General features: G+C 67.7%; 9 protein-coding genes. All 9 read right to left on the bottom strand.

From position 1 onward, the window contains the following. Nucleotides 1-3 precede the first annotated feature (3 nt). The 9 genes from AC1DH3_RS09260 to pcrA all read right to left on the bottom strand — a co-directional run bounded on the left by AC1DH3_RS09260 (nt 4) and on the right by pcrA (nt 11,334). A complete protein-coding gene (locus AC1DH3_RS09260) occupies nt 4-876 on the bottom strand; it encodes an NAD(P)-dependent oxidoreductase (RefSeq protein ID WP_476909130.1) in 873 nt (290 codons plus the stop codon). Further along, complete coding sequence (locus AC1DH3_RS09255; RefSeq protein WP_476909129.1) at nt 873-2,375, bottom strand: four-carbon acid sugar kinase family protein; 1,503 nt, start codon at nt 2,373-2,375, stop codon at nt 873-875. Before AC1DH3_RS09255 ends, AC1DH3_RS09260 begins: the two co-directional genes overlap by 4 nt. Before the next feature lie 63 nt (nt 2,376-2,438). Beyond that, nucleotides 2,439-3,212 (bottom strand): SDR family NAD(P)-dependent oxidoreductase, encoded by a 774-nt coding sequence (locus tag AC1DH3_RS09250; protein WP_441418292.1) that lies wholly within the window; start codon nt 3,210-3,212, stop codon nt 2,439-2,441. Nucleotides 3,213-3,221: 9 nt separating this feature from the next. Further along, nucleotides 3,222-4,571 (bottom strand): MFS transporter, encoded by a 1,350-nt coding sequence (locus AC1DH3_RS09245; protein WP_476909128.1) that lies wholly within the window; start codon nt 4,569-4,571, stop codon nt 3,222-3,224. Nucleotides 4,572-4,830: 259 nt separating this feature from the next. After that, entirely contained in the window at nt 4,831-5,559 is a 729-nt protein-coding gene (locus AC1DH3_RS09240; RefSeq protein WP_441418290.1) for a FadR/GntR family transcriptional regulator, read from the bottom strand. Nucleotides 5,560-5,738: 179 nt separating this feature from the next. Then, nucleotides 5,739-6,641: a succinate--CoA ligase subunit alpha gene (sucD, locus tag AC1DH3_RS09235; RefSeq protein WP_441418289.1), complete on the bottom strand. Its 903-nt coding sequence runs from the start codon at nt 6,639-6,641 to the stop codon at nt 5,739-5,741. 12 nt (nt 6,642-6,653) lie between these two features. Continuing rightward, nucleotides 6,654-7,823 carry an ADP-forming succinate--CoA ligase subunit beta gene (sucC, locus tag AC1DH3_RS09230; RefSeq protein ID WP_175322051.1) on the bottom strand — a complete coding sequence of 390 codons (1,170 nt, stop codon included), beginning with the start codon at nt 7,821-7,823 and terminating at the stop codon, nt 6,654-6,656. A gap of 225 nt (nt 7,824-8,048) precedes the next feature. Then, nucleotides 8,049-8,756, bottom strand: a complete 708-nt coding sequence (locus AC1DH3_RS09225; protein WP_476909127.1) for a hypothetical protein — start codon at nt 8,754-8,756, stop codon at nt 8,049-8,051. Nucleotides 8,757-8,811: 55 nt separating this feature from the next. Next, nucleotides 8,812-11,334: a DNA helicase PcrA gene (pcrA, locus tag AC1DH3_RS09220; RefSeq protein WP_476909126.1), complete on the bottom strand. Its 2,523-nt coding sequence runs from the start codon at nt 11,332-11,334 to the stop codon at nt 8,812-8,814. Nucleotides 11,335-11,796: the final 462 nt, after the last annotated feature.

The following is an 11,796-nucleotide window of genomic DNA, read 5'->3' as shown; positions in this document are numbered from 1 at the left end:
ACGTTAGTGCCCGCGCAGCACCTCGATCACTGAAGAGTCGTCCCGCCGGCCGAGCCCCTTACGCCGGCCGCTGAGGTAGAGCTGCTCGGCCGCGGCGGCGAGCGGAGCCGGGTAGGTGCTTTCCCGCGCCGCCTCGACCACAAGCCCCATGTCCTTGACGAAGATGTCCAGGGCGCTGCGGACCTCGGTGTTGTCCGGGTCCACCATCCGGGAGCCCCGGTCATCGAACATGAACGATGCCGCGGCGCCCGAACGCAGCACCTCCCAGGTCTGCTTCGGGTCCAGGCCCAGGGCCTCGGCGAAGGCCAGGGCCTCCCCGGCCACGGCGATGTGGACGCCGCACAGCAGCTGGTTGACGAGCTTCACCTTCTGACCGTCGCCAACGTTCGCACCCACCACGGGGGCAGAGCTTGCCATCGCGTCCAGCAGCGGCCGCAGCACCGCCAGGGCCCGTTCGGAGCCGCTGACCATCATCAGCAGCTCGCCGGTGGCGGCGCGCTTGGTACCGCCGGAAACCGGGGCGTCCACCAGTTCGACGTCGAACGCCGCCAGCCGCTCAGCCAGCGACACCACCGCGGCTGGACCGACGGTGGCCATCAGGAGGACCACGGTGCCCGGGCGCAGGGCCGCAGCGAGGTCGTCCACGCCGAAGAGCACCGCGTCGGCCTGGGCCGGCGTCGCGACCATCAGGGCGACGACGTCGGCCTCGGCCACCGCCTCCTTGGCCGTGGCCGCCGGTGTCAGGCCGGGAACTGCCAGCGACTGCGCCCGGCCTTCGGCAACGTCAAAGGCGGCGACCTCGTGTCCGGCTTCGGCAAGGACGACCGCCATCGGTCCGCCCATCGCGCCCAGCCCGATCCATCCGACCTTGGTCATGGGGTTACTTCCTTTCCTGGTGCCGCGGACGTGGCGCCGCGGAAGAGTTCAATGGTGTCGGCGAGCGCGTTCTCGTCGCCGACGTTGCCCGCAAAAACGACGTACGGCATTCCCTGCACGCCCGGGGCGGCGTCGTCGGGCCGGAGCACCGAGACCATGCCCGGGAACAGCTGGCCGAGCACGGTGGCCCGCCTGATTCCGAGGCCCCGCACGGCGACGTCGTGCGAGGTGATGCCGCCCTTGGCGATCACCCAGGCGGGCTGGGCGGGAAGGGCGGCCTGGACCACCTCGATCAGGGCCGCGGATACGCTGCGGGCGATCTCCAGGCTGGCGGCAGCGTCGGCGCCCTTGAGCAGCGACCGCGAGGTGTAGAGCAGGACGTCGGAGTCGGCGAGGGCGCTGACCACCCGGGCCGCGGTGTCTGCAATGTGCGCACCGCGCGCCGCCGGATTGACGAGCTCGGCGACGGACAGTTCGACCTCGGTCACGCCGCCCCGGGCCTGCGCCGCAGCGACCTGGCGTGCCGTCTGGCCCACATGGGAACCGACGACGGCGAGCCCATGGCCGGCCGGGCGGCCGTCAGGCCAGATGTCCTGCGCCTGCAGGGTCGGCTTGGGATCGAGCCCTGCGAGCGCGCGGACAAAGGACGGACCGGTGCGGTGCAGGAACACTTTGCCTTCGCGCTGGACCTGCTGCAGGCCCAGGACGACGATTTCCAGGTCCGCGAACTCGGTGGCGTTGACGATGATGAGCTGCAGATCGCTGGCCGAGCGCAGGATCTCCGCGACCCGGTCCTCTCCCCCGTGGCGGATGTCCTCGAGGCTGATGCTGAGCACCTGCTCCGGCGCGACGGTGCCGCCGCTTTTCTCCGCGACGAAATCCTTCAGGTCGGAGGACCGGTATCCGAAGGTCGCGTCCTTGGCGAACTCGGTTTCCCCGGCCGGGACGGGTTCCCCGCCCACCATGGCCCAGTGCACATCCCCGGCGGTGAAGCGTCCGGCTTCGAAGTAGGACGGCGCCAGCAGAACGCCGTCGAACCCGCGCCCGGTCACCTCGCGCCGGACGGCGTCAAGGGTGCGGATTTCGGCCATGACATGGCCGCGGAGGGTTGAGTCGCTCCGACTGACCAGGTCCAGGGGCGCGCCGAGCCGCTCCTCGAGCTCGAACAGGGCCCGGCCGGCCGCCTGGTTCAGGGCGACCGCGTCGGCCTCGTCGAGGCTGCGGGTGTTGGTCAGAATGAAGCAGGTCGACTCCGGCCGTGCAAGGGCCGCGGCGTACTCGTCTGCCTCGAGCACGGTGACGACGGAGACGCCGTGCACGGACTGCGAACCGGTCGGGTCGTCGTCGAGCACTGCGGTCCGCCGTCCGGTTGCGGCGCGGGAGTCGCGGATCCGCTGCCGGGCATCGGCCAGGCGCAAGGGTTCAGGGGCGGGTGCGGGCCCGGCCGGGGCGCTTGGGTGTGCAGTGGGATGGCCGGCGGGGTAGGTTTCGTGGGTCATGCTGTGATCCTTCCGGGTGCMGTGCGGCCGGAACCGCACGGCACTTCCAGAGGCGCCGGGAGGTCAGGAGACCTGCAGGCCGCCATTGATGTCGTAGGTGGCGGCCGTGATGTAGCCGGCGTCCTCGCTCAGGAGGAAGGCCATGAGCGCCGCGACTTCGTCGCGGGTGCCGACCCGGCCCATCATGATGCCCTCGGACATGGCGGCTTTGCGCTCCTCGCTCAGCGTGCCGCCCATGATGTCGGTGTCGATCGGGCCCGGGGCCACCGCGTTGACGGTGATGCCGAACTCTCCGACTTCGCGGGCCAGTGCCCGGGTGAAGCCGAGGATTCCGGCCTTCGAGGCGCTGTAGGCCACTTTGGAGAACGTTCCGCCGCCGCGTTGCGCGGAGATCGAGGAAACGCTGACGATCCGGCCGAGCCGGCGTTCGATCATGCCCTTGAGGACCCGCTGCGAAACGATGAAGGTGCCGCGCATGTTGATCGCGAAGACCTTGTCCCATTCGGCGACGGAAGTCTCCATGAACGGCGTCGGCGAGCTGATGCCGGCGAGGTTGGCCAGGCCGACGATGGGCGGAAGCGACTCCTCGACCTCGGTGATGGCCCGGTCCACCGAGGCCTCGTCCGAGACGTCGGCGCCGACGCCGATCGCCTTGACGGCCCGGTTGGAGCCGATCTCGGCTGCGGCGGCTTTGGCGTCCTCGGCGTTGATGTCCAGGATCGCGATCGACCAGCCGTCGCGGGCCAGCCGGTCGGCCGTGGCGCGGCCGATGCCGCGGGCGGAGGCGGCGCCGGTCAGGACGACGGTGCGTTCGGCGGGGAAAGTGCTCTGTGTCATGAGTGGTTCCTAATGGCTGGCTGCGGCGGGGGCGGTCGCCCGGGGGGCGGAGACACCTTCCGGACGCTTGCGGGCGTAGAGATAAGTGGCGACGGCGGTGATCGCGAGGCAGGCCGCCAGGAAGGTCAGGCCGCTCTGGCTGTTGCCCGTGGCGTCCTTGAGGATGCCGACAATGTACGGGGCGACGAAGCCGCCCAGGTTGCCGAGCGAGTTCACCATGGCGAGGCCGGCCGCTGCTGCGGCACCGGTCAGCGCCGCGGACGGCATAGCCAGGAAGGGGGCGATCGCCGAGTAGATGCCCATCGCCGCGAGGGTCAGGAAGACCATGGCGAGGACCGCGTTGACCGGGAGCAGGTAGCCGGCGCCGAGCAGGCCGACGGCGGCAATCACCATGCTGACGCTGGCGTGCCAGACCCGGTTGCCGGTGCGGTCCGAGCGCTTGCTCCAGAAGTAGACGAACACCGCGGCGATGGCATACGGGATGAAGACGATGAAGCCCACCTGGACGGTGTCGAACTTGCCCAGCGCCTTCACGATGGTCGGCATCCAGAGGCCCAGGCCGTAGATGCCACAGACCAGGCCGAAGTACAGGGCCGAGTAGGCCAGGGTGCGGGGGTCCTTGAGGCCGGCGAGGAAGTTGTGGTTGCCGGACTTCTGCTTGTCGGCCAGTTCCTTGCTCATGGTGGTGGCGAGCCAGTCGCGCTCTTCGGGCTTGAGCCACTTGGCGTGCTCCGGGCGGTCGGTCATGACGAAGGGCGTGATGAGGCCCAGCACGATCGCCGGGATGCCTTCAATGATGTACAGCCACTGCCAGCCGTGCAGCCCGGCAACGCCTTCCAGGCCCAGAAGCATGCCGGACACCGGCGCGCCGAGGGCGTTGGAGATCGGCTGGGCCAGGATGAAGATGCCCAGGACGGTCACGCGCTGCGCGGCGGGGAACCAGAGGGTCAGGTAGAACAGGATGGCCGGGAAGAATCCGGCTTCGGCCGCACCCAGCAGGAAGCGGATGATGTAGAAGGTGGTCTCGCCGTTGACCAGGAACATGGCGGTGGCGAAGATGCCCCAGCTGATCAGGATGCGGGCGATCCACTTGCGGGCGCCGTAGCGGTACATGCCGCCGTTGCTGGGGATTTCCAGCAGGGCGTAGCCGAGGAAGAAGATGCCGGCGCCGAGACCGTAGGCGGCTTCGGTGAGGCCGATGTCGCCCTGCATGCCAAGTTTGGCGAAGCCGACGTTGTTGCGGTCCAGATAGGCAACGAAGTACAGCAGGACAATCAGCGGCATGAGCCGCCGGCGGACCTTGCGGAGGGTGGTCTGGCCCAGTTCACTCAGGGCCGGAGCTGCAGTCAGGGAGGTCATCGCGGGCCTCCACCGGTGATCAGGGTGCCCTGGGAAGGGACGTGCGCGCGCATGAAGACTCCTTTGGCTGGCGGCGATCGTTTGTCGATAGTAGATATCAGATGTCTGATATCTGTATGAGATTCTAATCACACGAAAGGACAGCGTCAACAGGATTGGTAAAACAGCCGGGCGGGATCGAAACCGGCGCAGCGCCCGCGGGTCAGCTCGCGCCGCGGGTCAGCTCGAGTCCGCGCGGGTCAGCTCGAGTCCGCGCGGGTCAGCTGGCGGCGGCGCCGCGGCTGGAGACCGCGAGGTAGCGTTCGTAGTCCTCGAAGGTCTGGGTGATGTGGGCGTCCATCGCGGAGCGCGCGGCGCCGGGCTCGCCGGCGGCAATGGCGGCCAGGACCAGTTTGTGGTGGTGGATCGCGTGCCGCTGCACATCCGGGAACGCCGAGGTCTCCCGCCGCATGGCGTACAGCAGCGTCGAAAGCTGGCCGAGCAGGGCGGGCACGAACGGGTTGCCGGAGGCCCGCAGCACGGTGTCGTGGAAGGAGATATCCGCCAGGGTCAGCGCGTCGACGTCGCCCGAGTGGTGCGCGGCCTCCATCAGCTCGACGCTTTCCGTCATGGCGGCGAGGTCGGCCTGGCTGTGGCGTGAGGCCGCGAGTTCGGCGGCGCCGGTCTCGACCATCCGGCGGACCTCAAGCAGGCGCAGTGCCACCTGGTCCGAAGCCACCCCCCTTGACGCTGCCCGCATGATCGCGTCCAGGCCGGTCCAGCGCTCGGGCGGATTCACGAAGGTGCCCAGGCCCCGCTTCACGTAGACAACGTCCTGCGCCTTGAGGACCTTCATCGCTTCGCGGGCGGTCAGGCGGCTGACCCCTGACTCCTTGGCGATGTCGGCTTCCGGCGGGAGGGCGTCGTCGGCCTTGATCTGGCCGCTGAGGATGTACTCGAGGACTTTGTCCACGACGACGTCGACCAGCGTCCGTCGCGTTTCTGCCATCGTGATCCCCTGCCTGCGCGCACCCAAGCGCGCACTTTGCCTTTCCTAAACACTACTAGACGGACGGCGGCGGTCCTCGCCGCCGTCGTGCCTCAACGAAGAAACGCGGGGTCACTTCGCGCCCATCCCACCGAGTGGAATGGGCCGCAAGTGACCCCGCGTTGCCTTGGTGCTGGTGCCTAGAGTGCCGCGTAAACTTCGCGCAGCAGCTTGGCGGTCTCGGACGGCGTCTTGCCGACCTTGACGCCGGCAGCCTCGAGGGCTTCCTTCTTGGCCTGGGCGGTGCCCGCGGAGCCGGACACGATGGCGCCGGCGTGGCCCATGGTCTTGCCTTCCGGGGCGGTGAAGCCGGCCACGTAGCCGACGACCGGCTTGGTGACGTGGGCCTTGATGTAGTCGGCTGCACGCTCTTCGGCGTCGCCGCCGATTTCGCCGATCATGACGATCGCCTTGGTTTCCGGGTCAGCTTCGAAAGCTTCGAGGGCGTCGATGTGGGTGGTGCCGATGACCGGGTCGCCGCCGATGCCGATGGCGGTGGAGAAGCCCAGGTCACGCAGTTCGTACATCATCTGGTAGGTCAGGGTGCCCGACTTGGAGACCAGGCCGATGGGGCCCTTGCCCGTGATGTTGGCCGGGGTGATGCCGACCAGGGCCTCGCCCGGGGTGATGATGCCGGGGCAGTTCGGTCCGATGATTCGGGTGACCTGCTTGCCGTCGGCGTCGACCTTGGACTGGGCCAGCGCCCAGAATTCGGCGGAGTCCTGGACCGGCACGCCTTCGGTGATGACGACGACCAGGCCGATGCCGGCCTCGATGGCTTCGACGACAGCGTCCTTGGTGAACGCCGGCGGCACGAAGACGATGGAGACGTCGGCGCCGGTCTCGGCCATGGCTTCCTTGACGGTGCCGAAGACGGTGATCTCGTTATCGCCGTGCAGGACCGTGGTGCCGGCCTTGCGGGCGTTGACGCCGCCGACAATCTTGGTGCCGGCCTTGAGCATCAGGGCGGTGTGCTTGGTGCCTTCGCCGCCGGTGATGCCCTGGACGATGACCTTGGAGTCCTTGTTCAGATAAATAGACATAGTCGTGTCCCTTTACTTAGCTGCGTTGGCGAGCTCGGCAGCCTTGTCGGCGCCCTCGTCCATGGTTGCGGCCAGGGTAACCAGCGGGTGGTTGGCCTCGGCCAGGATGCGGCGGCCTTCCTCGACGTTGTTGCCGTCGAGGCGGACGACCAGCGGCTTGTTCGCGGAGTGGCCCAGCTCGGCCAGTGCGCCGACGATGCCCTTGGCGACAGCGTCACAGGCGGTGATTCCGCCGAAGACGTTGACGAAGACGGACTTGACCTGCTCGTCACCCAGGATGACGTCGAGGCCCGCAGCCATGACCTCGGCGGAAGCTCCACCGCCAATGTCCAGGAAGTTGGCGGGCTTGACGTTGCCGTGGTTCTCGCCGGCGTAGGCGACGACGTCGAGCGTGGACATGACCAGGCCGGCACCGTTACCGATGATGCCCACCTCGCCGTCGAGCTTGACGTAGTTGAGGTCCTGCGCCTTGGCCTTGGCCTCGAGCGGGTCCGCAGCGTCCTTGTCTTCAAGGGCGGAGTGCTTCGGGTGGCGGAAGTCGGCGTTCTCGTCGAGGGTGACCTTGCCGTCCAGGGCAACGATGTCGCCAGCGCCGGTCTTGACCAGCGGGTTGACCTCCACGAGGGTGGCGTCTTCCTTCTTGAACACGTCCCAGAGCTTGAGGATCACGGCGGCGACCTTGCCGCGCAGTTCCTCGGCGAAGCCCGCGGCGGCGACGATCTCGTCGGCCTTGGCCTGGTCGATGCCGACGGCCGGGTCGATCGCGATCTTGGCCAGGGCTTCCGGGCGCTCGACGGCGAGCTGCTCGATTTCCATGCCGCCTTCAACCGAGCACATGGCCAGGTAGTTGCGGTTGGCCCGGTCCAGCAGGACGGAGAAGTAGTATTCCTCGGCGATGTCGGCACCCTGGGCGATCATCACCTTGTTGACGGTGTGGCCCTTGATGTCCATCCCGAGGATGTTGGTGGCGTGCTCGAGTGCCTCATCGGCAGTCTTGGCGACCTTAACGCCGCCGGCCTTGCCGCGGCCACCGACCTTAACCTGTGCCTTGACGACAGTTACGCCGCCGATCTTCTCGGCAGCTGCCTTTGCTTCTTCAGGGGTGTGCGCCACGATGCCAGCAAGCACGGGTACACCGTGCGCCTCGAACATATCGCGCGCCTGATATTCAAACAGGTCCACGGTTTAGTGTCCTTCTACGTCGAAGTAGTTTCTGTACAGCCGGACCCCACGTACTCGCGGTTACCGGGCTGCGGAATAAACGCACCCTGCGACAAGCTTGGAAACGAGCCACACGGCGCAATGCTCCTCTTTCGAACTCTAGTCCTTCGTTTGGACCAGCCCGACCCAGACTACCTGTTATGTGAGTAAGGACACTATTCTATTGAGCGTAGAAAAACCGCTAGATTACGGGGTTTTTGGGGCCTCCGACGGCGCCGCGGAGGCCGCCTTGGGGGCCGGCAAGATCAGCTCGTAACGGTCGCGCGCAACGAAGAAGGCGACGCCGGCGGAGACGTTTCCGCAGGCTACACCGCCGTTGTAGGCGGAGCAGCGGAGGCCGTTGCGCTCGACGTTCTTCCCATCCTCGAGGACGGGAAGCTGCGAGATCGGACCGTTGCGGGTGCCTTTGGGGCCGAATTCGGTTTCCTGCTGTGTGACGCCGGAGCGGCACTCCCCGTAAACCGCCTTGGCCGGGGTCAGCAGGGCCGTGCCGCCCAGGTAGCCGAGTCCGGTGCCGGCGCAGTCGTCGCGGATGTCCTTGGCGGACGGCTTCGGGTAGGCGCCGAGCTCACAGTGGGCCACCGGCACGGTCGCGAACTTGCCGTTCCCGCTGCCGCCGAAGCCGTTCTGTTCATAGGGCAGGTTGACGTGCTCGCCCCGGGCCGAGGTCAGTGAACAAACGATGTTGCGGTCCGCGGTGACGAAGCTCAGGGAGTCCTGGCCGGCTCCCAATGTCGCCGGGTCCGTCAGGGGTGCCTGCTTGAGCTGCTCCAGGGCGGGCAGCGGGGCCGGCGGGACGTAGTCCGGGTCCTTCTGCGTGACGGTGCACGCCGTGGCCGCCAGTGCCAGGAAGGCGGCCAGGATCCCCAAAGATGTCCGTCGCATGCGCTCCATTATGCCTGTCGGCGCGCGGTTACCGGTGGATCCGCGGGGCGGCTGAGAGCCCCGGTCACGCGTCGATCTTGGTGAGCGGGGCGTACCGCAGCAGGAGCCGCTTCTCGCCGACGCCGAACTTCACCTTCGCGACGGTCTTGTCCCCCGCGCCCTCGACGGCCAGTACGGTGCCGTTGCCGAAGCTGGTGTGGTTGACCTTGTCCCCCACGCTGACGGCGACGATCTCTTTCTGCGGCTGCACCCGGTTCTTGGCGATGGCCGCGGGCACGTCCGCGTTGAAGCCTGCGGCGGAGTCCGCGCCGGAGCCCCGGGCGGTGCCGGCGCCCCAGAAGGACCCGCCGTAGCGGCTGGAACCGATCGATCCGCCGCTCCCCCAGCTGCTGGCCTGGCGGGTGGAGCCTTCCCGCTTCCACTCGACCAGCTCGGCCGGGATTTCCTCGATAAACTGGCTGGCGGGGTTGTACTGGCTCTGTCCCCACATGCTGCGGACCTCGGAGCGGGTCAGGTAGAGCCGTTTCCGGGCCCGGGTCAGGCCCACGTAGGCGAGCCGGCGTTCCTCGGCCAGTTCCTTGGGGTCGGTGGCGGAGCGCTGGTGCGGGAACAGTCCGTGTTCCATGCCGGTCAGGAACACCACCGGGAACTCAAGGCCCTTGGCGGTGTGCAAGGTCATCAGGGTGACGACGCCGAGCCGCTTGGCTTCGGCGACCGCGGCGTCAATGTCCGCCCCGGGGGCGTCCGGGATCTGGTCGGCGTCGGCCACGAGGGAGACCTGCTCCAGGAAGGCGCCGAGGGACCCTTCCGGGTTGTCGCGCTCGTATTCGCGGACGACGGCGACGAGCTCGGCGAGGTTCTCCACCCGGGATTCGTCCTGCGGGTCGGTGCTGGAGCGAAGGGTGGCGAGGTAGCCGGTCTGCTCAAGGACGGCTTCCAGGGCAGCGGCGGCACCGGAGCCGGAGGCCACCTCGGCCAGGTCGTCGAGGAGCTTCACGAAGCCCAGCACGGCGTTCACGGAGCGGGTGGCCATGCCGGGTGCTTCCTCGGCGCGGCGGGCGGCGGCCATGAAGGAGGTCCGGTCGCGCTGCGCCAGCGATGCCACGGCGCCCTCGGCCCGGTCGCCGATGCCGCGCTTGGGCTCGTTGAGGATGCGGCGCAGGTTGACGTCGTCGTCGGGGTTTACCAAAACGCGCAAGTAGGCGAGGGCGTCCTTGATTTCCTTTCGCTCGTAGAAGCGGGTGCCGCCGACCACCTTGTAGGGCAGCCCAACGCGCACCAGGACGTCTTCGATGGACCGGGACTGGGCGTTGGTGCGGTAGAAGATCGCGACGTCGCCGGGGCGGAGGTTGCCCTCGTCCTGCAGCCGGTCGATTTCCTTGGCGATGAACTGGGCCTCGTCGTGCTCGTTCTCGCCCACGTAGCCGACGATCTTTTCGCCGTCGCCCTCGGCCGTCCAGAGCCGTTTCTCCGGCCGGTTGGGGTTCCGGGAGATGACCGAGTTGGCGGCGCTGAGGATGGTCTGGGTGGAGCGGTAGTTCTGTTCGAGCTTGATAGTCCGGGCGTCCGGGTAGTCCTTCTCGAACTCCACGATGTTGCGGATGTCCGCGCCGCGGAAGGCGTAGATGGACTGGTCCGAGTCGCCGACGACCGTGAGTTCGGCCGCGCCGGGGCCCTCGCCGACGATCTCGCGCACCAGGGCGTACTGGGCGTGGTTGGTGTCCTGGTACTCGTCCACGAGCACGTGCCGGAAGCGGCGCCGGTAAGAGTCGGCGAGCGCCGGGAAGGCCCGGAACATGTAGACGGTTTCGGCGATCAGGTCATCGAAGTCCATCGCGTTGGCCTGGCGCAGGCGCTGCGTGTAGCCCTTGAAGACTTCGGCGACGGCCTGTTCGAAGGGGTCGCTGTAGCTCGCGCTGGAGGCGTAGCTGTCCGCGTCGATCAGCTCGTTCTTGAGCGCGGAGATCTTGTGCTGGATGGCCTTGGGCGCGAAGCGCTTGGGATCCAGGTCCAGGTTCTTGGCCACGAGCGTAATCAGGCGGAGCGAATCTGCGGAGTCGTAGATGGAGAAGTTGGAGTTCAGGCCGACGTTGGCCGCTTCGCGCCGCAGGATCCGGACGCAGGAGGAGTGGAAGGTGGAGATCCACATGGTCTTGGCCCGGCCGCCGACCAGGAGCTCGATCCGCTCGCGCATCTCCGCGGCTGCCTTGTTGGTGAAGGTGATGGCCAGGATCTCCCCGTGGTGCGCCCGCCGGGTGGCGATCAGGTAGGCGATGCGGTTGCTGAGCACACGGGTCTTGCCGGAACCTGCGCCGGCGACGATCAGCAGCGCGCTCCCCGCGTGTTTGACTGCTTCCTCCTGCTGCGGGTTCAGTCCCTGCAGCAGCTCTTCCGCGTTCGGCAGCTGGGGGCGGTCCGAGTCCTCACCGTTACCAGCGCCGCTTCCGCCGTGGGCCCCGAAAGCGGGTGACCTCAGGTCCGGCATTCCGGTTCCGGTCCCCGGGTTTCCGGACGCTTTGGCCGGCGCGGCCGGATGCGAGGCAGCTTGGAAGGGTCCGTCGGCGTAGGGGTCAAACAACATATCCATGGTGTTAACAAGTCTAGGCGGTGCCACTGACGGCACCGTCCGCGGCTCCTCCTGCGCCGGGCATGCCCCTCGCCTGCGCCCAGTAATGGACATATGCCCATTGTGTCCCTGCGTGAAGCTGAGGAATGAGCATGTCCATTCCTCACCTACGTCCCGGTATGAGCATGTCCATTCCTCACCGACGTCCCGATTGAGCATGTCCAGTCCTCACCGACGTCCCGATTGAGCATGTCCCTCTGCCGCAGGTGTCAGGATCGAGCAGGCCCCGCCGGCGCCGTCAGGAATGGGCATGCCCCTCCGCCGCCGCCGGCACGGTCCCCGTCGCCTGGTCCACCGAGGGACATGCCCCCTGCCTGCGCCCAGCAGTGGACATATGCCCATTGTGTCCATGCCTGAACGCGAGGAATGAGCATGTCCATTCCTCACCGACGTCCCGATTGAGCATGTCCATCGTGTGTTATC

This window comes from Arthrobacter sp. 05L428, assembly GCF_056397665.1.
The sequence above is the reverse complement of the archived record's forward strand: the minus strand, read 5'-3'. Positions and strand labels throughout refer to the sequence as shown.